This window comes from Flavobacterium hauense (assembly GCF_054457175.1).
Map to the genome: position 1 here is coordinate 172,317 of NZ_JBTKVX010000006.1, position 22,737 is coordinate 195,053.

Genomic DNA, 22,737 nt, shown 5'->3' on the forward strand with positions numbered 1-22,737 from the left:
CGCAGCAGTGCTACATCTACTAAAACCAGAGTCAAATTTTAGTTTATATCAAAACAGAAAGAGGTTGTCTAAAATTTAGACAACCTCTTTTCATTATAGTATAGAATATATATTACTTCTTTTTCAGTGCCTCGATTTGAGCATTTACTTCTTCCTCGGAACCTTCAAAAGTTTTTTGATCCGTTTTCACCTCTTCGCTGCTGGTTTTAGTAGAAATGGTTACAGTAGCAGTTACTTTTCCATCGGAATTCTTCTGACGATCAATAGATATCTCTGTTTCAGACTCCTGCCCTGTCAGGACCGGCTGCTCTATAACCGTTGCCGACTGAATATTTGTAATTTCGGCACCCTCGGTATGGCTACCCAATATCGGAGCAATTACAAGCCCAATAAGACAAGTAAGCTTAATAAGAATGTTCATAGATGGACCGGATGTATCTTTAAACGGATCCCCTACGGTATCGCCTGTTACAGCCGCTTTGTGAGCATCAGAGCCTTTATAGGTCATTTCACCGTTGATCATTACACCGGCTTCAAAAGATTTCTTCGCATTGTCCCATGCACCTCCGGCGTTATTCTGGAACACAGCCCAAAGGACACCCGATACTGTTACACCGGCCATATAGCCTCCCAGCATTTCAGCTACAAGCTGATTGTTGTCAGGATATATTAGCATACCTAATAAGGCTATCGCAATTGGGAAACCAATAGTAAGTATTCCCGGCAGCATCATTTCCCTTAAGGCAGCTTTAGTCGAGATTTCAACGCATTTACCATATTCAGGTTTGCCTGTACCTTCCATAATTCCCGGTATCTCACGGAACTGCCTTCTTACCTCATATACCATATCCATTGCCGCTTTACCTACAGAGTTCATCGCTAATGCCGAGAACACCACAGGAACCATACCTCCAACGAAAAGCATTGCCAATACAGGGGCTTTAAATATATTGATACCGTCTATACCCGTAAAGGTTACATAAGCTGCAAATAAAGCCAGTGATGTAAGCGCAGCAGAGGCAATTGCAAAACCTTTTCCTGTTGCTGCGGTAGTATTACCAACCGAGTCTAAAATATCGGTACGTGTACGCACCTCTTTCGGCAGTTCGCTCATCTCGGCGATACCACCTGCGTTATCCGATATTGGCCCAAATGCATCAATAGCCAGCTGCATTGCAGTTGTAGCCATCATAGCCGATGCAGCCAAGGCTACACCATAAAAGCCTGCAAGAGCATAAGAACCCCAAATGGCACCCGCAAACAGCAGTACAGTTGGGAATGTAGAGATCATACCTGTAGCAAGGCCCGCAATAATATTTGTTCCGGCACCTGTGCTTGATTTTTGTACAATAGCAAGGATAGGTTTTTTACCAAGCCCTGTATAATATTCCGTAACCGATGAAATAACACCGCCAACGAACAATCCTACGATACAGGCACCAAATACCCTTAATGATGATATTTCTTTTGCTCCTTCTCCATAAAACTCCATAGTCATGGTATCGGGAAGCATATATTTTACCAGAAAGTAGCATGAAACAGCTACCAGCACTATAGATACCCAGTTACCTACGTTAAGGGCACCCTGTACCTGCGCTTCTTTCGCATTATTATCTTTTATCTTAACCAGTGTAGTTCCAATTATAGAGAATAGTATACCAAAACCGGCAATAGCCATTGGCAGTAGTATTGGCCCTATACCTCCAAAAGCATCCGTAAACGAAGGATTGGCAACAAGTATATCTCTAAGTACATAGTTACCTAATACCATAGCTGCAAGCACAGTTGCCACATACGACCCAAAAAGGTCGGCACCCATACCGGCAACGTCACCTACGTTATCGCCTACGTTATCGGCAATTGTAGCAGGGTTACGTGGATCATCTTCAGGGATACCCGCTTCTACCTTACCTACAAGGTCGGCACCCACATCGGCAGCTTTGGTATAAATACCACCGCCTACACGGGCGAACAATGCAATAGATTCAGCACCCAGTGAAAAACCGGCAAGAGTTTCCAATACCATGGTCATATCAGCAGAACTTGTCCATACACCATTCATGAAATAGTGGAAAAAAAATATAAAAAAACCGGTAAGCCCTAAAACGGCCAAACCGGCAACACCAAGTCCCATTACTGTTCCTCCGCTAAAAGACACCTTTAGTGCCTGTGGCAGGCTGGTGCGTGCTGCCTGTGTAGTACGCACATTGGTTTTAGTGGCTATCTTCATCCCCATATTTCCCGCAAGTGCAGAGAATATAGCTCCAAAGATAAAAGCGATAACAATAAGCAGGTGCGTTTTTGCTCCCGGCAGGAATGTTATGCCCGCGAGTGCCACACTCGCTATAATAACAAAAAATGTAAGTAACCTGTATTCAGCTTTCAGGAAGGCCAGAGCACCTTCATAGATGTAATCTGAAATTTCTTTCATCTTTCCATCTCCGGCATCCTGTTTTAAAACCCATGACCTCTTGGCTGCCATAAAAAGCAATCCCAGCACGGCCATAATGATGGGCACGTAAATCATTATTGAATCCATAAATAAAGTTTTGGTTTGTTGTTAATATTGTAAATGTAACAAAAACCAAACTAAAAAAAGCAACATCCTTTAACAGAATATTGCTTTTTTTGATAATATATTACAGGTAGTTCTTATCTGATGCTGAACAACTCTTCCGGTTTGTTTTCGATAGCTTCAAAACGATCTACACAAAGATCAATGATTTCACGTGCTTCAGAAGCATCGCCCCATCCACCTACATCAACTTTCTTGTTTTCAAGGTCTTTATAAACCTGGAAGAAGTGTTCGATTTCCTTTACTAAGTGAGGATTTATTTCGCTAAGGTCGCTCAGTTTGTTCCATATTGGGTCAGATACCGGTACACAGATAATTTTCTCATCCGGACCTTTCTCATCTGCCATGTGGAATACACCAATCGGTTTCACTTCCATCACACAACCCGGGAAAGTAGGCTCGGTAACCAGTACCAATACATCTAGCGGATCGCCGTCAAGAGCTAATGTTTCAGGAATAAAACCATAATCAGCAGGATACATCATAGACGAGAATAACATTCTGTCATAACGTATTTTCTTTAATTGAAAATCATATTCATATTTGTTCCTGCTCCCTTTTGGGATTTCTATAAGCACGTCGAACGTCTTTAATCTTGCTGCTGTCATCTTTACTAAATCTTTATATTGGTATTTAAGCGGGTGCAAAAGTACTATAAAAATACTGTTATGCAAAGCTTTACCCTATTAAAAAAGACAGTAAAAACAAGGAGTTTACAAAAATTTAATGCGGAAATTTCCGTCCTCTCTTTTCAAGATAATAATGCCATAAGAAAAATGCAGCAGTAGTACGATAGGGTTTCCAGTGTTCGGTATGTGCAATTACCTCATTCATATCCGTAAGTCCCCACAAATCTCTAATCGCTGAAAGTATGCCAATATCGCCCAGGGGCAATATATCAGGAGATTGCAGGCTAAACATCAGATAGACATCCACCGTCCAGTTTCCAATACCTTTTAACTGAATCAGCTCCCTTCTTACCTCGTCAGGGTGTTTCTGTGCCAAACCCTCAATATCGATACGTTTGTCAATTACAGCTTCGGCCAAGCCTCTCAAATAGGCAGTTTTCTGTCGACTTATCCCACATTCACGGAATTCCTGCTCTGACACCTCAATACAGTTTTCAGGAGTAAAATCTACGATCAGTGTTTTAAGCTTATTGAATGATGCCTTTGCAGAATCAAGAGAAACCTGTTGTTCCAGTATGGTTTTAGACAAACTCTCAAATCCCGGCGACCTCATTATAAACTGAGGCAGTCCATATTTATCGATGATAGTTGAGAATATATTGTCCTTCTCTATGAGCAACGGAATAGTAGTATCCATATTTATTTAAAATAAAAAAACTGTTATTTCCTGAAACATCATTTTTCAACGCAGGAACCGCGCTTAGCAGGATAAATAAGAACTACTAAAGAGTTTAAAAATGGAATCCAAACACTCCTTTTACAGCAAATTTATTAGCTCCGGGAACATCAAGATAGCTGCCTCTCCATGCGAAATCTATCCTGAATACCTTAAATATGTTACCTATACCGGCATGGTACTCCCAATATAAATTTTCAGGCGCACGATAAATGATACTCGAAGCATTAAGATCTCTGTTGCCTTGCGAAACTGTTCCGTAAATTCCTTTTATACCTACAATCTCCCTTAAATTCAGGCTTCTCAGTCCCGGAATCCTTGAAAAAAGTCTCCCGTTAAAGTTATGCTCAAAGTGTAGCGACGCATACTCATCGGCAACAAATTCATAATAGTCTAAAAGGTTATACGTATTCTCAATAATAAAATAAGACTGGTTACCCGGTACAATACCCATAAGCCCAAGTGGGACTTCACCAAATATCTTCCCGGCCTCCAGCGTTGCAAACAGTCTTCCAAAACCACCTACAAGCACCGGTTGACGATAGTAGAATTGTAGTTTTTTGTATTCGAAATCACTATCGATCACACCTTTAAGTCCTTGTGAGAAATTCAGGTAAATCCTGGCATAATTAAGATCAACATCCGTACGCTCTACACCATAGCCAATGGTCCTTCTTCCCGGAGTGTAATCTATGAGAGCGCCAAATTCATATTGTTTTAGTGAGCCTTTAGTACCTTTTGTATGATCATTAGGGTCTAAGAAATAGTCCATCCTAAAAGTAGGCGAAGCCGATTCGAGTGTCCTATAATTAAAGCTACCCCTTATCACCAAATTCTTCAGAGGTTCTATCTCTGCCGAGAAAGTGGTAAAATTCACATTGGTAAGCTTACTGTTATCTCCACTGGCAAAAAGTGATGATGATGCAAAACTCCTGCCCAGTACATCGCTTGTAGCAGTAAGGCTCACCCCTATCTGCTCAACATCGCGCCTATTACCTGCTGCAAGTATTATACGCTGGTCTTTATTCACCATCCATTTGCCGGATGTCCCATACTTGAATTTATTATCTTTAAATCCATAGGCCACATACCCCTCGACCCTCCACGGATCGTTTTGCCCAAAGTAGGTTCGCCCACCGGTACGCAAGCGTATACCTTCAACATCATTATAGCCAAAACTGGAGAAAATAGGGCCATAGTCAAAATGACCCATTTGATAATAACCACTGCCTAATGTCGCAACCAGGCTATAGAGTCGTTTAAATTTCGGGACTGTCTGGAGCGTGTCCAGCATTTTATAAATACCCTTTTCATCCTTGTTCAGCGACTCAAAACGGTTCTCTTCCCAGTACTCATCACTCTTTTTATATATGGCCTCATCATTACTATTCACGTCAGCCTTATAAAACTCTCCCGGCTTTTTTTTATCAAATACATAATCCCTGAAAAGCGTAGTCCTTTTACCGTAAACCCCTTTAGACTCTTCTTTTTTGCTTATCGCAAAATCAGACATCATGTGGTCACGTTTCAGCAGGAATACTGAATCGTTTAATACATCGAATTCCTGTTCTATATAAATATCCTTTACCCAGTTGATGTTAGCTGCTTTACTCGCCGACATCGCAATTTTTTTGATAGCAAAAGTGGTATCGTTTACCCAAAAATTACCTTTAAAAGTAAGCTCGCCCTTACGCCTTGGATAAAACACTATATTATAGCACCACTTTTTCTCTATAAAACTACTATCAGCCAGCACGTAATTGTATACGTTTATACCTGTCCTTGAAAGCGGGCTCACAAAATCCTTATCAAAAAATTTCAGGTAATTATCATAGATATCATAGTCCGCATACAAATCTTTTACAAAGGCAATGATCTGTTGGTTATCAGTAAATCCTGAGGTTTTATTAGCCCTCTTGATTTCTTTTTTTCTGTTAGCAACATTATCTCCATATACATTACTTAACGCCTCGTTTATAAAAACCGGCAGATAGGTCTTCCCTGTCACGCTGGATGTATCGACATGGTTAAAGATAAACTCCATACCCCTAAAAAGCTTTCCTTTCATGAATGCACTGTCAATGCTATTCATGTCAAATTCTACCTTTTCATATTTATCATACTCATACTGCTTAAACATCCTGAGTCCATTTTTACGTCGGCGTTCCCATATTTTTCGCAATATATCTATAGCAGGATTATTCTTCTTGGATGTCTTTCCTGAGTACAGCACGATCTCTTTAAGCTCATTTGCCTCATTTAATTTTACCGTAAGCCCATAAGTCACCTGTTTGGCAAGGTTAACTTCTTTAGGCGCAAAACCTACGAACGAAACAACAATATCAGTATAATTGTTTTTGGACTCCAGATAAAACTTTCCGTTTTCATCCGTTATTACACCCTCACTTGTACCTTTAAAAAAGACATTCGCATAAGGAACGGGGCCATTGGTTTCATCAACCACCAGGCCGCTCACTTTAGTCTGCGCTAATAACGAACCGGAAAGCAGCAGGAAAAAGCAAAAAAGAAATTGTAATTTTTTAATCATGATATGCTATAAAACAAAAAACTTCATCAAATAGTATGATGAAGTTTCAAATATAGGTGTTTATTTTGTTATTTGTACATAACTTTCTTCACAGCTTTTACAACATCTCCCGCGTTAGGAAGCCATTCTTTTAGAAGCACTGGCGAGAAAGGAGCCGGTACATCTGCTGTAGTTATTCTTTGAATCGGAGCATCAAGATAATCAAAAGCTCTCTCTTGAACAATGTAAGTTATTTCAGACGAAACACTTGCAAAAGGATGTGCCTCTTCAAGAATAACAAGTCTGTTTGTTTTTTTAACCGATGTAATGATAGCATCATGATCCATCGGACGGATAGTTCTTAAATCAACAATCTCACAGCTGATCCCTTCTTTTGCAAGTTCGTCGGCAGCAATGAAAGCTTCTTTTAAGATTTTACCCCAAGATACGATAGTAACATCTTTACCCTCACGTTTAACATCTGCAACACCTAACGGAATTGTGTATTCTCCTTCAGGCACTTCACCTTTGTCTCCGTACATCTGTTCAGACTCCATGAAGATAACGGGATCATTATCACGGATTGCCGATTTTAGAAGTCCTTTCGCATCATAAGGATTTGAAGGAACAACAACTTTAAGACCCGGTGTATTTGCATACCAGTTCTCAAAAGCCTGTGAGTGTGTTGCTGCAAGCTGACCTGCAGAACCTGATGGACCACGGAATACCATTGGCATAGTAAACTGTCCGCCTGACATCTGACGCATCTTAGCTGCGTTGTTAATGATCTGGTCGATACCAACAAGCGCAAAGTTAAATGTCATGAATTCAACAATTGGCCTGTTACCGTTCATTGCACTACCTACTGCGATACCTGCAAAACCAAGCTCGGCAATTGGAGTATCAATTACCCTCTTAGGACCAAACTCATCAAGCATTCCTTTTGACGCTTTGTAAGCACCGTTATATTCGGCAACTTCTTCACCCATTAAATATATAGACTCGTCGCGGCGCATTTCTTCGCTCATCGCTTCGCAAATAGCTTCTCTAAACTGTATCGTTCTCATGTAACTTCTTATTCGTATTAAATGAATGGCAAAAATAAAGATTTAAAATTATTTAATGCCCTTATATCTTTAAATAAATATAATGTTAGCAACTTGTTCACAAAACATCAACTATTCGCAATAATCAATGTTTTATAGCTTAATTTTTATGATTAATAAATTTAATCCTGATAATTTTTAAAAAAATTACATTTATTATGCGTGCATAGTTTTTTATTTGCAGAAATTTATTATTTTCGTAACGGAAAAACCTCAACTTTATAACTTTATAAAAATGAAAATATTAGTCTGCATCAGCCACGTGCCTGATACCACAGCAAAAATTAACTTTGCAAACGGCGACAGCGAGTTTGATACTAATGGCGTTCAGTTTGTAATCAACCCTAACGACGAATTCGGTTTAACAAGAGCAGTAATGTTTAAAGAACAGGCCGGAGCAAACGTTACAGTTGTAAATGTAGGCGGTCCTGATGCCGAAGCTACACTTAGAAAAGCACTTGCTATAGGTGCTGACGAAGCGATTCGCGTTAATGCAAATCCTACAGATGGCTTTTTTGTTGCAAAACAACTTGCCGAAGTAGTTAAGAACGGTGGTTTTGATCTTGTAATCGCAGGTAAAGAATCATTGGATTATAATGGAGGAATGGTTCCGGGAATGCTTGCAGGCCTTCTTGGTTTCGATTTCGTTAACTCATGCATCAGCCTTGATGTTACTGGCAGCGATGCTAAAGCAGTAAGGGAAATTGATGGCGGTAAAGAAACACTTAGCGCAAAACTACCTTTAGTAATAGGCGGACAAAAAGGACTTGTTGAAGAAAAAGACCTTAGGATCCCTAACATGCGTGGTATTATGATGGCAAGGCAAAAAGTACTTACAGTACTTGAGCCTGTTGCAGCAAACAATAACACTAAAGCAGTGAAATTTGAGAAACCTGCTCCAAAATCGGCTGTTAAGCTTATAAGCCCTGACAACCTTGACGAGCTTGTAAACCTTTTACACAACGAAGCTAAAGTAATTTAATGTAACAATTGTTTAATGTAGCAATTAATCAATTCTTTAATCTACCAATTACAGGCTTACAAATTGATACATTGTTACATTAGTAAATTTTAAAATTGAAAGAATCATGTCAATATTAATATATGCTGAGTTTGCTGAAGGCAAATTCAAAAAAACAGCTTTAGAGCTTGCTTCATACGCTAAGAAAATTGCAGGTGAAACAGGAACAACAGTTACCGCCCTTACCATTAATGCCGATAACACTGCAGAACTTGGTAAATATGGCGTAGACAAAGTGCTTAATGTAAAATCTGACAAGCTTTCTGCTTTCAGCGCTAAAGCTTATGCAGATGCTATCAAACAGGCAGCTCAGAAAGAAAACGCTAAGATCGTATTGTTCAACTCTACAACCGACAGCCTTTACATTGCTCCGCTAGTAGCTGTGGCACTTGAGGCAGGTTATGCATCAAACGTAGTTGCGCAGCCGGTTAGCCTTTCTCCTTTCCAGGTAAAAAGAAATGCTTTTTCTAACAAAGCATTCAACATAACAGAGATCACTACAGATATTAAAGTACTTACTATAGGCAAAAACTCTTATGGAGTATTCGAAAATGCTGCAAGCGCTACTGAAGAAGAATTCTCTCCTTCTCTTAACGATGCTGATTTCTCTGTAAAAGTAGAATCATCAGAAAAAGTAACAGGAAAAGTAACTATTGCTGATGCCGAGATCGTAGTATCAGGCGGACGCGGACTTAAAGGCCCTGAGAACTGGTACATGATCGAAGATCTTGCTGCTGCTCTTGGCGCTGCCACAGCTTGTTCTAAGCCGGTATCTGACCTTGGATGGAGACCTCATAGCGAACACGTAGGACAAACAGGTAAGCCAGTAGCTTCTAATCTTTATATAGCAGTAGGTATTTCTGGTGCTATCCAGCACATCGCAGGTATCAACTCATCTAAGGTAAAAGTAGTTATTAACTCTGACGCTGATGCTCCTTTCTTTAAAGTAGCAGATTATGGTGTAGTAGGTGATGCTTTCGATATTGTTCCTAAGTTGACTGAAAAAATTAAAGCTTTCAAGGCTCAAAACTCATAATTTTATTATAAATTGTGCCCACAAAAGGGCTATCAGGCTAACGATAGTTTTATCTTTGCCCGATAGCCCTTTTTCTATACAGGAAGACCAATTATGAGCTTAGTAAAACTTACTATAAAAGGAATCTCATACAGCCAAACCCAAAACGGGGCGTATGCGCTTATCCTTAATGAAGTGGATGGAGAACGCAAATTACCTATAGTCATTGGTGCTTTTGAAGCCCAGTCTATAGCTATTGCCTTAGAAAAAGAGATCAAGCCTCCAAGGCCCCTCACCCACGATTTATTCAAGAATTTTGCAGACAGGTTTGACATTGTTGTCAAGCAGGTAATCATACATAAACTTGTAGATGGCGTTTTCTTTTCGAGCATCATCTGCGAAAGAGACCGTATCGAAGAGATTATCGATGCAAGGACTTCTGATGCAATTGCTTTGGCATTGCGTTTCAACGCACCAATATTTACCTACAAGAACATACTCGACAAAGCCGGTATTTTCCTGAAGATAAATCCTGAACCGGATGCAGAAGGCAACATCAACGAGCCTGAAGATATCCTTTCAGAACCACAGACATTTGGTACAGAAACAGTATCGGGAGAAGGTTATTCAGCCTACAACCTGCAGGAACTTCACGAGATGCTTGAAGGTGCGGTTCAGAATGAAGACTATGAAAAAGCGGCAAAGATCCGCGATGAAATATCGAAGAGAGAGAGTTAATCAAATGAAGCTGAGAAATACAATACCGTTTACAATCGTTCTTTTTATTATTTTCACAATTACTGGTTGCTCAAGAAAGGTTTATCCAAATGCTGAATACCACCAACTAACTGGCCGTAATGCAAAGCCATACACAAAAATTGGTGAAAAAACAGCAGAAAACACGCTTGAATTGTCAAAAAAATACAAGTTTAGACTTTCGGCAGAAGATTCGGTCATGGTTTACCAACTGCACCAAACTAAAATCATAAGCAATTATAAGGAGTTCTTTGCAGATGTAGTTCCTGGTAAAAATTACAAAGTCACAATACATAGCCTACCGGATAAACACATGAGCACGAACAAATACTTGTTTATGCCATTAGCATTTGCATTCGACAAGTCAAACAACAGAACAAAACTTACTGCTGTAGAAAATGAATTCGCCAATGGATTTGAAGAAATAGGATTCAAAAGAGCATTCACTTTCAACAACATTGACACCGACCAGGTAAAAATTGTAATATTTTCAGACAACAAGGAACTTGATAAAAAGATACATACTTTTATATTGAATTTTGTGTCTTTTAAATACATGACCACAACTACAGGCGATTTTTATATAACTTTAGAAGAAATTAACGAAAATGAAGCAGTATCACGATTTAGTAACGCACGTTCTGACGAACGGGGTACAAAAGGGTGACCGTACAGGTACAGGAACTAAAAGTGTTTTTGGTTACCAGATGCGTTTTGACCTTAGCGAAGGATTCCCTATGGTCACAACAAAAAAACTGCACCTTAAATCGATAATATATGAACTGCTTTGGTTTTTGCAGGGTAATACAAACATTGGCTACCTTAATGATAACGGCGTAAAGATTTGGGACGAATGGGCTGACGAAGACGGTAACCTGGGTCCGGTATATGGTCACCAGTGGCGTAACTGGGATGACAAAGAAATTGACCAGATCACTGAGCTTATCGAAACCCTGAAAACAAACCCTAACAGCCGCAGAATGCTGATATCGGCATGGAACCCAAGCGTACTGCCGGATACTTCTAAATCTTTTTCGGAGAATGTTGCCAACGGTAAAGTGGCGCTTCCACCCTGCCATGCTTTCTTTCAGTTTTATGTAGCCGAAGGAAAACTATCATGTCAGCTGTACCAGCGTAGTGCCGACATCTTTTTAGGTGTACCTTTCAATATTGCTTCGTATGCATTGCTAACGATGATGATCGCACAGGTAGCAGGACTGCAACCGGGAGATTTCATTCATACCTTTGGTGATGCCCATATCTACAACAACCACATGGAACAGCTGGAACTGCAATTAAGCCGTGAACCAAAGCCGCTTCCCACCATGAAACTTAATCCTGAAGTGAAAAACATCTTCGATTTTAAATTTGAAGATTTCACTTTAGAGAACTATGACCCGCACCCACACATTAAAGGCGCTGTGGCGGTATAAGGCTAAACACGCCAATCAATGAAGAAAATATTTATAGTAGCTGCTTTTTTGTTATTGCTGCAGTTTGACATCCACGCCCAGTCTGAGATTATTAGCAACGCTATATTCCCGGAATGCGCAAACGTTGAAAAACGTGGTCAGTGCGGAAATGAAAAAGTAAAACAAGAGATCAGTAAACTGCTCACAGAAAACATAACTGCTGATCTTAAAAAAACACTCAGCACCAATTATTTTAATATTTACATCGCTTTTATATCAGATATTGACGGCAATGTTACTCCTGAAACCCTTAAGATAAAATGCGATAATAAATTGGTTCATGATGCCGTATACAACTACATCATCCACCTTACTCCTTTTATACCAAAAGACAAGAGTTTTACAGAAAGAAGAAGTGTACATCTGTACGATTATACTTTTATTTATGACCATAACCTAAATAAGTATACCCCGGCTTCTAAGGAACAGCTGAAAGAAGAAAACATTGAGCAGGAATTAATGCCCCTTGGAGTTATTCCCGCATGCAAAGGCTGCGAAAATGAAAATCGCGAAATAGCGCTAAAATGCACTTCTGCAAAGATCAGAAAAATTATTGTGAGCAAATTCAGAGTCGAAAAAATAGACGACTATGAGGGTACGATACAGCTGATTGCCACATTTATCATTGAAAGGGACGGCTCTGTAAAACTAGATGAGATTAACTCTGTACCACACAACGAAAAAGCAATATATGAACTAAAATACATCCTCAATAAATTACCTGATTTCACTCCCGGTAATTATATGGATATACCCGTAAGAACGAAATATGCATTACCGGTAACCGTTAGCTTATAAAACCCAATAATTCTACTTATTTTTTTCCTATCTTTATTTTACCAAAATCTGAGAAATGGAACCAAACCAACAGGAACTCTATGAATATGCTCGAAAGAGGGTAAAGCAAAAAAAACGCGTTTACTTTCATTTTATATTGTTTTTTGTATGCAGCTTTTTCTTTTACATCATCAATAAATGGCTTGACGTAGACCCTCAGGACGACTGGTATCTTTGGGCAATAACCGCATGGGCTTTTATCTTTATCATGCACTTTATAAAGGTATTTGTCACCGAAAGCTTCATCAACAAAAAATGGGAGCAGGACCAAATAACCAAACTGATAGCCCGCCAGGAGCGCCGCATTGGCCAACTTGAAAAAAAACTTGAAAACGACAACACTACAACTTCACAATTATAATGACGATTACCCTTATTGCCGCCATAGCCGAGAATAATGCCTTAGGCAAAGACAACAAAATGATGTGGCACCTGCCGGACGATTTTAAACACTTTAAAGCACGTACTTCAGGACATTATATAATTATGGGACGAAAAACTTTTGAAAGCTTCCCTTCTGCCCTGCCCAACCGAACTTCGGTAATCATTACCCGCCAGGCCGACTATAAAGCTCCTGAAGGATGCATCGTTGTTGGAAGCCTTGAGGAAGCCTTAAAAGCCTGCCCACAGGATGAGGAAGTTTTTGTTATTGGCGGAGGCGAAATTTACAACCAGAGTATTGACCTTGCCGACAAGCTCGACCTGACCCGCGTGCATGCTGCCTTTGATGGTGCCGACGCTTTCTTTCCTGCCATAGATCGTAAAAAATGGGAACTGATCAATCAGGTTTTCCACCCAAAAGACGAGAAACATAAGTATGATATGGCTTTTCAGATTTTTATAAGGAGTTAGAAAATGACCATCCGCCCTTACACTCCTGCCGACAACGAGAGCATTATTGAATTGCTCAGGCTAAACACGCCTGAATATTTCGCACCGGAAGAAGAAGCAGATTTAAGGGATTATTTTGCCAACCACATAGACCGTTATTTTGTAATAGAAGACAACGGAAACATTATTGGCAGTGGAGGTATCAACATTACGAATAATGGGAAGAACGCTGCTTTATCATGGGATATCATCCACCCTGATTACCAAGGCAAAGGCGTAGGGCGACAGCTTACACAACACAGGCTTTATGTTATTAAAACCATTGATAGCATTGAGAATATATCCGTTCGCACCTCACAGTTGGTTTACAAATTCTACGAGAAGTTTGGCTTTGAACTGAAAGAAATTGTAAAAGATTACTGGGCAGAGGGTATTGATATGTACAGGATGGAGATAGAATAGTACTCTTTTTAAAACATAGATTATTCTAACTCCCTATTAACAAAACTATTTCTATCTTTGCTGCGTAAATAAAAGTAATGTCGCAAAACGTAACCCCCTATAAAGATTCCGGCCTGGGTAAAAAAGAGCAGGTCGCCCAGATGTTTGACACTATTTCCGGTAATTATGACGGCCTTAACCGCGTAATTTCTTTTGGGATAGACGTTAAATGGCGTAAAAAAGTACTTAAGCTTGTTGCCGACAAGAACCCGAAGACCATTCTTGATATCGCTACCGGAACCGGAGACCTTGCCATACTTATGGCACAGACATCGGCTACCGAGATCATTGGTGCAGATATTTCTGAAGGCATGATGGAAGTGGGCCGTAAGAAAGTTGCCGAAAAAGGGCTTGACAGCAAAATTAAGCTGGTGTATGGCGATAGCGAAAACCTTCCGTTTGAAGACAATTACTTTGACGCTATCACTGTAGCTTTTGGTGTCCGTAACTTCGAGACCCTTGAAAAAGGCCTTGCCGAAATTTTACGCGTACTGAAGCCAAATGGTATTTTTGTGATATTGGAAACTTCGGTACCAACAAAATTCCCATTCAAACAAGGTTATAATTTTTATAGCAAAAACCTGCTACCCTTAATAGGCAGGCTGTTCTCTAAAGACCGTTCGGCGTATGCTTACCTAAGCGAATCGGCATCTGTTTTCCCTCATGGTGAGGCACTGAACAATATTTTACGTAAAATTGGGTTTATAGAGGTTAAGAATATGCCGCAGACTTTTGGAGTGGCAACAATTTACTCTGCTTCAAAACAATAAGATGAAGAAACTGTTTCTATATATACTGCTATTTACAGGCCTGTGCACACATGCGCAGTTTGGCACACAGGTATTCAGCAAAGACCCTATCGTTAACCTTGAGAACTTTGACAAACAAAGGGTTCACTGGGGATATTTTCTTGGCTTTAACAGCTATGATTTTAAAATTGACTACAAAGAAGATCCGGGAGTTGACATCGAAGTAAAAAAAACAACAGGTTTCAATGTGGGGCTTGTAGGAAACCTAAGATTATTCGAATACCTCGACCTACGTTTTGAACCGGGATTATACTACACCCAACGTGACCTTACATTTCATAATGTAGAAGGCACTGAAGCAGACCGTTTGAGGGAAGTAAAATCTACTTATCTTCATTTTCCTTTATTGTTGAAATTTTCTTCGAAAAGAACCGGTAATATAAGACCTTATATTGTTGGTGGGCTTTCGCGTTCACTTAACCTTTCGAGCAGCTATAACGTTAAGGACGATAACATGACGGGACAGCGATTCAGGATGAACAAATGGACCAGCTATTATGAAGTTGGTGCAGGTATCGATATTTACTTTGAGTTCTTCAAATTCTCACCATCTATTCGTGGTGTATTCAGTTTAAATGATGAACTTATACGTGATAACGACCCTAACAGTCCTTACACAGGCAATATTGAATCGATGAAAACAAGAGGCATTTTCATCAACTTTACTTTCCACTAAAATTACGCCTAAATTCGCTTAAAATGATAGCTGCTGCTGTGGCTACATTAAGGCTTTCCGTTTGCTGCAAACTACCGAAACGTGGTATGGCGATCCTGTGCCCTGCCTTGTTTTCAATAGCCTGAGAAATTCCGTTGGCCTCATTACCCATTATTATGATACCTTCACCAGGCAGCGATGCTTCGTAAATATTTTCACCATCCATAAAGGTTCCGAACACGGGTAATTTTGTATTGGCAAGATAAGCCTCCAGATCAGTATAAACTACATTTACCCTCGTAAGCGAGCCCATGGTAGCCTGCACAACCTTGGGATTATACACATCTACACATTCTTCCGAACATACCAGTTGGCTGATGCCAAACCAGTCGCAAAGGCGTATGATAGTACCCAGATTGCCCGGATCACGAACATCATCCAGCGCAACGATCAGTCCGTTATCAGGAACAGCTTGTTCTTCAGGCATCACAAAAAGCGCAAGGCAGCCGTTGGGTGTGGTAAGCGCACTTATTTTTTTCAGTTCCGTCTCCGTAATAAGTTCGACCTTGTTTTGAGGAACATCATCAAAGACATCTTTTGTGGTAAATATTTGGTGTAATTCAAAATTGGAATTCAGTAATTCCTGTACTACCTTTATGCCTTCGGCAAAAAACAATTTATGCTGCTTTCTGTATTTTTTTTGCTGTAAGCCCGTTATTGTTTTAATTTGGTTTTTGCTAACCATAAAAAATGTATTTTTGAATTACTATTGGTTATACCGTCTTGAGAAATAAAACAACAAAAATAGCACTAATTATCTTATCGGGCTGGGTTTTATATTCCTGTTCTCTTGTAAGGAGAGTACCGGAAGGTAAGCACCTGCTTGAGAAAAACGAAATTACGGTAAATGGCGGAATCAAAACGGATGAGATAATCAACGACCAGCTATACCAGCATCCAAACTCGGACATACTGGGCTACCACCTGAGACTGCACATGTACAGCATTGCAACACCAGATGCCGACTCCTCATACCATGCATGGCTGGAAAGAAAACCGGGAAGGCATGAGCGATACAAAAAAGTACTTTCAGAAAAGCAGGTACAACGCCTTGGCAACTCTTTTGCTGTTTCAGGTATAAATAATTTTCTAAAAAAAACCGGGGAGCCACCTGTATTGGTCGATGTAAACCGTGTAAAAAAATCCAGAAACAGGTTATTTACCTATTATTACAAAAAGGGCTTTTTCAGGGCTAAAGTTGGCTATAAGATTGACACGCTGCCCAACAAAAGAGCGAAAGTCTATTATGATGTCATTACGGGATCGCCATATATTCTTGACACACTGGCAACTTATATCGAAACCCCTGCTCTTGACAGCCTGTATACTAAAATTAAAAAAGAATCGCTCATAAAAAAAGGCGAACAGTATGATGAGGCCAATTTTACTGCAGAAAGAGAAAGAATCACAACTTATTTTAAAAACCACGGGGCTTACCGCTTCCAGCAGAATAACATTACCTATGTTGTTGACACGGTAAACAACGGCGGCTACAAAGCTAACGTTGACCTTATTATAGACAACGAATCGGTTAGGCAGGGCGACTCAACCTTTGTTAGGCCGTTTAAACTCTATAAGATCAGCCAGGTAAATATTTATACGCAGAATCCAACCAGCGAAGACCAGGCTATTGACAGCACAAGCTATAAGGATTTCAATATTTATAGTACGGGTAAACTTAACTACAGGCCAAAAGCACTTACCGATGCGGTATTTATTACACCAAACAGTACTTATGCCGATTTCAGAAGAATCCTTACCTCACGCTACCTGAGCAACCTGAGGGTATTCAACTCGCCTTCTATAGAATATGTAGAAGACAAAAATGACCCTAAAGGCGAATCGCTTATTGCTAACATTAAGCTTATCCCAAAGAAAAAGTTCAGGTTTAATGTGAGCGCAGATTTCATGCATTCTAATATCCAGGATATTGGGGTTGCAGGAAGTCTTGGAGTCTCTATGCGGAATGTTTTCCGGGGTGCAGAAATACTCGACCTGTCTACACGGGGAAATATTGGTAACTCTAATGACAATGCCATTAAGGATAACGCATTCTTTAATATCCTTGAATATGGTGCTGACCTGAAACTTACATTCCCGAGGATATTTTTCCCTTTCAATACTGAGAAGATAATCCCTAAGAATTTAATTCCTTCAACGATTTTTAGCCTTGGGGTAAGCAGCCAGAAAAACATTGGCCTCGACAAGGAAAACGTTACCGGTGTTTTAAGCTACAACTGGGCACCACCAAGAAAGAACCATTCTTCGAGGCTTGACCTTCTCAATGTACAATATGTAAGAAACCTGAATCCTGAAAACTATTTTAAGGTTTACGAATCATCCTATGACAGGCTGAATGCCATTGCTCAGGAATATCCTGATGTACCAGACTCTTATTTTGATGCAAATGGCGATCTTGATATTGCCAGTGGTGGGACTGATAACTTTATTAATGATGTTCAGGACGGTACAATTCCTGTTTCTCAGGACGACAAGAATAATGTAGACAGCATAGAAGAACGCAGGGTTAGGCTTACCGAAAACAACCTGATTTTTGCCAGTAATTATACCTTTACCACAACCAGCCGTGAAAACCTTACCGACAATACTTTCTATATTTTTAAAACAAAAGTAGAATCTGCGGGGGCATTCCTGTCATTATTAGGAGGCACACTGGTTGACCCCAATAATAACGATAGCCAGAGAACCATCTTTAATGTTGCCTATTCACAATATATAAAAGGTGAACTTGACTTTATAAAACACTGGGATCTAAGAAGAGGAAAAGTACTGGCAATGCGTGCTTTTTTCGGATTAGCTGTCCCTTATGGCAACTCAACATCAATTCCGTTTTCACGAAGCTATTTTGCCGGTGGATCTAACGACAACCGTGGATGGCAGCCCTATAGTTTAGGTCCCGGAAGCAGCGGTGGTGTAGACGACTTTAACGAAGCCAACTTAAAGATGGCCTATAGTGCCGAACTCCGTTTTAATATATTTGGAAAGCTTAACGGTGCTATTTTTGGCGATGTGGGCAATATTTGGAACGTTTTTGATGAAGTTGATGATAAGAGCAAAACTTTTAACGGATTGTCATCTTTCAAAGACCTGGCATTTGGCTCAGGCCTTGGTTTCAGGTACGATTTCAACTTTTTCGTGATACGATTTGACCTGGGCTTCAAGACCTATGATCCGGGCCGTGAAGAGGGCGATCGCTGGTTCAAAGGGTACAATCTTTCCAAATCAGTCCTAAATGTCGGAATTAATTATCCGTTCTAAGTTTAAAAATATTATTTTTGTCTCTTCTAATCTAAAATTAAAAACAATGGCCCATAATATCAAGCCCGGTGTTGCTACCGGAGACCAGGTACAGGAAATATTCAGATATGCTAAAGAAAAGGGATTTGCCCTTCCGGCAGTAAACGTTACAGGATCAAGCACAGTAAATGGTGTTATGGAAACTGCAGCAAGACTTAATGCTCCTGTTATCATACAGTTCTCTAACGGTGGTTCAATTTTCAATGCCGGAAAAGGATTATCTAACGCAGACGAAAAAGCAGCAATCCTTGGAGCTGTTGCCGGTGCAAAACACATCCACACACTTGCTGAAGCTTATGGTGCTACTGTAATACTTCATACTGACCACTGTGCAAAAAAACTTTTGCCTTGGATTGACGGACTTCTTGATGCAAGCGAAAAACATTTTGCCGAAACAGGAAAACCACTATTCAGCTCACACATGATCGATCTTTCTGAAGAATCTCTTGAAGAAAACATGGAGATCTCTAAAAAATACCTTGAAAGAATGAGCAAAATGGGCATGACCCTTGAAATCGAACTTGGTATTACTGGTGGTGAAGAAGATGGCGTTGACAACTCTGATGTTGACAGCTCTAAACTTTACACACAACCTGAAGAAGTTGCATACGCTTATGAAGAGCTTAGCAAAATATCTCCTCGTTTCACTGTAGCTGCTGCTTTTGGTAACGTACACGGTGTTTACAAACCAGGTAACGTAAAACTGACTCCGAAAATCCTTAAAAACTCTCAGGAGTATGTTCAGGAGAAATTCAACTTAGGCCATAACCCTGTTGATTTCGTATTCCACGGAGGTTCAGGATCAACTCTTGAAGAGATCAGAGAGGCTATCGGCTATGGTGTTATCAAAATGAATATAGATACTGACCTTCAGTTTGCATTTACAGAAGGTGCACGTGACTATATTGTAAACAATGTTGAATATCTTAAAACACAGATAGGCAACCCGGAAGGACCTGAATCGCCAAACAAAAAATATTACGATCCAAGAAAATGGATCCGCGAAGGTGAACTTACCTTCAACGCAAGGCTTGAGCAGGCCTTTAAAGACCTTAACAACGTTAATACACTATAATACTAACTGCTCGCAGTAATAACTTTAACAGAAAAAGATGGCTTGGTTTAAAAGAACAGAAAAAGGGATAACAACTCCAACGGAAGACAAAAAAGATGTACCAAAAGGATTATGGTACAAGTCACCAACCGGTAAAGTTGTTGACGCAGAAGAGCTTGCCAGAAATTTTTACGTAAGCCCGGAAGACGGATACCACGTAAGGATCGGAAGCAAAGAATACTTCAGTATTCTTTTTGATGACAACGAATTTTCAGAGTTTGACAAAAACATGACTTCTAAGGACACCCTTAAGTTTGTGGATACTAAAAAGTATGGCGACCGTATTAAGGATGCTACCGAAAAGACCAAGCTTAAAGATGCTGTTAGAACTGCCGTAGGAAAATCTAAAGGTAAAGACCTTGTGATTGCATGTATGGATTTCGCTTTCATAGGCGGATCGATGGGTGCTGTTGTAGGAGAAAAAATAGCCAGGGCAATCGATTACTCTATCAAAAACAGGATTCCTTTTGTGATGATTTCAAAATCAGGTGGTGCAAGGATGATGGAAGCGGCTTATTCGCTTATGCAGCTGGCAAAAACATCGGCCAAGCTGGCACAGCTTGCAGATGCAAAGATACCATACATCTCTTTATGTACTGACCCAACAACAGGAGGAACAACAGCTTCTTATGCTATGCTTGGAGATGTAAACATCTCTGAACCTGGTGCATTGATAGGCTTTGCAGGGCCACGTGTTGTAAAAGACACTACCGGCAAAGAGCTTCCCGAAGGTTTCCAGACCGCAGAGTTCGTACTAGAGCATGGATTCTTAGACTTCATTACTCCACGTAAAGAACTAAAAGACAAAATAAACTTGTACCTGGATCTTATACAGAACCAAGCAATACGATAAAGCAATCCCCCTAAAACAGGGGGATTTTTTTTACCCATAAATACAGGTAGATATACCTGTTTTTGTTACAAAAATTAAAATTTCAGTCCCTTCGACTGTTTTTTTGGAATTTTATCCCTTATTTTGCAATGCATTTCATCTACGCCCCCGGATACAAAAGAATGCTTGTATTGGACACATGAAGCTAAAGTTATTCTGTATCTTGGTTATGTTTTTACAACTAAGCTACTCTCAGACTCCGGGGATAGATATTGTAAAAAAGAATCGCCAGATTAGGCGCACGATCACCTCTGAACCGGACAGCGCCCGGGTTTACATTAAAGAAATACTGGCCTATAAAGGCAAGCTACATGATACTGTTTATTGCAGTACATTCATGTCGTATGCTTATTACCATCACCTGAAAAACAGCACAGACTCAGCGCTCTATTATTATAACAAAGCTGCAACTTTTGCCGACAGGCAAAAATTTCCAAAAATATATGCCCGCTTGCTACGCAATAAAGCCGGCACTTATAAAAAAAGAGGCGAAAATGAAGAAGCGCTTGAACTACTTGACATCGTTGAAGATATTTATAAATCTACCAGCGACGAAACCGGCCTTGCCCTTGTTTATGGAGAAATTGCCTCCAACAACAACCTATTATTGCGAAGGGATGAAGGTATCCGCTACTTGTTAAAAGCTATAGAAATACTCGAAAAGCAAAATAATAAAGAATATATACTTAGCATAAAATCGAGTCTTGCAAATGCATATCTTGACACAGGAAATCTGGAATTTGCAGCTGACCTTTACAAAGAAATATTAAAAGGATACAAAGAACTGAATCTGGTTAAAAATTATTCAATCGTTCTGATAAATTATGGCGACTGCCTTACCCGTCAAAAAAAATATCCAGAAGCACAAAAGATACTTAATGAAGCTCTTCCCGGCCTTAAAAAATTTAATGACCAGGAAATAATTGGTGTAGTATATTCTAAACTTGGCATCATCAAAAGGGAAACAAATCATTTAAAAGAATCCGAAATCCTGTACCGCACTGCTTTTCAAAAAGTACTCACAAACAATTCACCTAGGATAATTTCTATAGGTTCAGAATACCTCGATGTACTCAACCAGCAAAACAAGACTGAAGAAGCACTGTCAATAATAGAGCAAATAGACAAAACTGAGTTTCTTGAGAAGGCAAACATTCATGATCGTGTCTATTTTGAAAATCTAAAAGCTGAAATTTTCCAAAAGGCAAACAAAACAGATAAAGCACTTTTATCAATTCAAAACAGTCTTAAACTACAAGATACCCTTAAAAAATCCGGTACCGGCATGACTACTGTAAAATTACAGCAGGAATACCAGAATAAATACCAGGCAGAAAGAACTGAATCTTTAAAAAACACTAACAGTTCCCTAAAACAGGAGATTAACGAAAGTAGGAAAAACATACTCTTCCCACTGGGAATATGCCTTTTTGTCCTTGTACTTGCCTTTATTTATGTAAACAACCTTAAACGGCATAAAACAAAACTGATGCTGGCAAAAACAAAGAAAGAGCAATTACTCCGGGAATATGAGAACACAAAAAACCTGAACAAGATTAACCGGCAAAATCTTGAACATAAAAAAGAAGAACTCGTATCAGGAATTGTTTCGCTTACAACATTGGAAGGTAATATTAGCAGACTTATCACACTATGCAAGGAGAATCCGGAAAATCTCTGTATAAATACTATTAAGGACCAACTAGTATCTTTAACAAGCGACAAGGATTACTGGACACTCTTCAGAAAAAGATTTAGTGAAAATTATGCCGGCTTTCAGAATAATCTCGAAAGCAGCTATCCCACACTTAGCAAGAATGATCTTTTCTTTTGCGCATTGCTTAAATTAAATCTTCCTTACAAGGACATGGCTACACTAATGC

Annotated in this window: 21 protein-coding genes; 15 read left to right on the forward strand and 6 right to left on the reverse strand. The window is 39.7% G+C overall.

From position 1 onward, the window contains the following. Positions 1-112 precede the first annotated feature (112 nt). The 5 genes from ACX0HA_RS06045 to ACX0HA_RS06065 form a co-directional block, all read right to left on the reverse strand. Positions 113-2,539, reverse strand: coding sequence for a sodium-translocating pyrophosphatase (locus ACX0HA_RS06045; protein ID WP_458844374.1), 2,427 nt, complete (start codon positions 2,537-2,539; stop codon positions 113-115). A 113-nt stretch (positions 2,540-2,652) separates the two neighbouring features. Continuing rightward, positions 2,653-3,183: an inorganic diphosphatase gene (locus ACX0HA_RS06050; protein ID WP_458844375.1), complete on the reverse strand. Its 531-nt coding sequence runs from the start codon at positions 3,181-3,183 to the stop codon at positions 2,653-2,655. Positions 3,184-3,298: 115 nt separating this feature from the next. Further along, positions 3,299-3,901, reverse strand: a complete 603-nt coding sequence (locus ACX0HA_RS06055; protein ID WP_458844376.1) for a DNA-3-methyladenine glycosylase family protein — start codon at positions 3,899-3,901, stop codon at positions 3,299-3,301. 94 nt (positions 3,902-3,995) lie between these two features. Beyond that, positions 3,996-6,488 (reverse strand): DUF5686 and carboxypeptidase-like regulatory domain-containing protein, encoded by a 2,493-nt coding sequence (locus ACX0HA_RS06060; RefSeq protein ID WP_458844377.1) that lies wholly within the window; start codon positions 6,486-6,488, stop codon positions 3,996-3,998. Between the two features lie 68 nt (positions 6,489-6,556). Continuing rightward, positions 6,557-7,534, reverse strand: coding sequence for a pyruvate dehydrogenase complex E1 component subunit beta (locus ACX0HA_RS06065; protein WP_458844378.1), 978 nt, complete (start codon positions 7,532-7,534; stop codon positions 6,557-6,559). Between the two features lie 274 nt (positions 7,535-7,808). Here ACX0HA_RS06065 and ACX0HA_RS06070 point away from each other — a divergent pair, with 274 nt between their 5' ends. The 11 genes from ACX0HA_RS06070 to porT all read left to right on the forward strand — a co-directional run bounded on the left by ACX0HA_RS06070 (position 7,809) and on the right by porT (position 15,491). Continuing rightward, positions 7,809-8,555 (forward strand): electron transfer flavoprotein subunit beta/FixA family protein, encoded by a 747-nt coding sequence (locus tag ACX0HA_RS06070; protein WP_458844379.1) that lies wholly within the window; start codon positions 7,809-7,811, stop codon positions 8,553-8,555. A 106-nt stretch (positions 8,556-8,661) separates the two neighbouring features. Next, positions 8,662-9,630 (forward strand): electron transfer flavoprotein subunit alpha/FixB family protein, encoded by a 969-nt coding sequence (locus tag ACX0HA_RS06075; RefSeq protein ID WP_458844380.1) that lies wholly within the window; start codon positions 8,662-8,664, stop codon positions 9,628-9,630. 93 nt (positions 9,631-9,723) lie between these two features. Then, the gene (locus ACX0HA_RS06080; RefSeq protein ID WP_458844381.1) at positions 9,724-10,347 is read left to right on the forward strand and encodes a bifunctional nuclease family protein; all 624 of its coding nucleotides are present in this window, start codon (positions 9,724-9,726) and stop codon (positions 10,345-10,347) included. A 4-nt stretch (positions 10,348-10,351) separates the two neighbouring features. Further along, positions 10,352-11,032, forward strand: a complete 681-nt coding sequence (locus ACX0HA_RS06085; RefSeq protein ID WP_458844382.1) for a hypothetical protein — start codon at positions 10,352-10,354, stop codon at positions 11,030-11,032. Continuing rightward, entirely contained in the window at positions 10,974-11,798 is an 825-nt protein-coding gene (locus tag ACX0HA_RS06090) for a thymidylate synthase (protein ID WP_458844383.1), read from the forward strand. Before ACX0HA_RS06085 ends, ACX0HA_RS06090 begins: the two co-directional genes overlap by 59 nt. Positions 11,799-11,816: 18 nt before the next feature. Then, positions 11,817-12,635, forward strand: coding sequence for a hypothetical protein (locus tag ACX0HA_RS06095; RefSeq protein ID WP_458844384.1), 819 nt, complete (start codon positions 11,817-11,819; stop codon positions 12,633-12,635). 55 nt (positions 12,636-12,690) lie between these two features. After that, positions 12,691-13,035, forward strand: coding sequence for a 2TM domain-containing protein (locus ACX0HA_RS06100; protein ID WP_458844385.1), 345 nt, complete (start codon positions 12,691-12,693; stop codon positions 13,033-13,035). Beyond that, a complete protein-coding gene (locus tag ACX0HA_RS06105; protein WP_458844386.1) occupies positions 13,035-13,526 on the forward strand; it encodes a dihydrofolate reductase in 492 nt (163 codons plus the stop codon). The genes ACX0HA_RS06100 and ACX0HA_RS06105 overlap by 1 nt, the downstream gene beginning before the upstream one ends. Positions 13,527-13,529: 3 nt before the next feature. After that, the gene (locus tag ACX0HA_RS06110; protein WP_458844387.1) at positions 13,530-13,967 is read left to right on the forward strand and encodes a GNAT family N-acetyltransferase; all 438 of its coding nucleotides are present in this window, start codon (positions 13,530-13,532) and stop codon (positions 13,965-13,967) included. Positions 13,968-14,044: 77 nt separating this feature from the next. Further along, positions 14,045-14,776 carry a bifunctional demethylmenaquinone methyltransferase/2-methoxy-6-polyprenyl-1,4-benzoquinol methylase UbiE gene (ubiE, locus tag ACX0HA_RS06115; RefSeq protein ID WP_458844388.1) on the forward strand — a complete coding sequence of 244 codons (732 nt, stop codon included), beginning with the start codon at positions 14,045-14,047 and terminating at the stop codon, positions 14,774-14,776. A gap of 1 nt (position 14,777) precedes the next feature. After that, on the forward strand, positions 14,778-15,491 hold the full coding sequence (gene porT, locus ACX0HA_RS06120) for a type IX secretion/gliding motility protein PorT/SprT (protein ID WP_458844389.1): 714 nt from the start codon (positions 14,778-14,780) through the stop codon (positions 15,489-15,491). Here the strand turns inward: porT and ACX0HA_RS06125 are convergent. Further along, positions 15,478-16,215, reverse strand: a complete 738-nt coding sequence (locus ACX0HA_RS06125) for a TrmH family RNA methyltransferase (protein ID WP_458844390.1) — start codon at positions 16,213-16,215, stop codon at positions 15,478-15,480. The two genes, porT and ACX0HA_RS06125, sit on opposite strands and share 14 nt — an antisense overlap. 38 nt (positions 16,216-16,253) lie before the next feature. Here ACX0HA_RS06125 and tamL point away from each other — a divergent pair, with 38 nt between their 5' ends. The 4 genes from tamL to ACX0HA_RS06145 form a co-directional block, all read left to right on the forward strand. Beyond that, positions 16,254-18,809, forward strand: coding sequence for a translocation and assembly module lipoprotein TamL (gene tamL, locus ACX0HA_RS06130; protein ID WP_458844391.1), 2,556 nt, complete (start codon positions 16,254-16,256; stop codon positions 18,807-18,809). A gap of 46 nt (positions 18,810-18,855) precedes the next feature. After that, positions 18,856-19,923, forward strand: a complete 1,068-nt coding sequence (fbaA, locus tag ACX0HA_RS06135) for a class II fructose-bisphosphate aldolase (protein WP_458844392.1) — start codon at positions 18,856-18,858, stop codon at positions 19,921-19,923. 37 nt (positions 19,924-19,960) lie between these two features. Next, entirely contained in the window at positions 19,961-20,815 is an 855-nt protein-coding gene (gene accD / locus ACX0HA_RS06140; RefSeq protein WP_458844393.1) for an acetyl-CoA carboxylase, carboxyltransferase subunit beta, read from the forward strand. 208 nt (positions 20,816-21,023) lie between these two features. Next, a partial coding sequence (locus ACX0HA_RS06145; RefSeq protein ID WP_458844394.1) for a tetratricopeptide repeat protein occupies positions 21,024-22,737 on the forward strand: 1,714 nt, incomplete at its 3' end.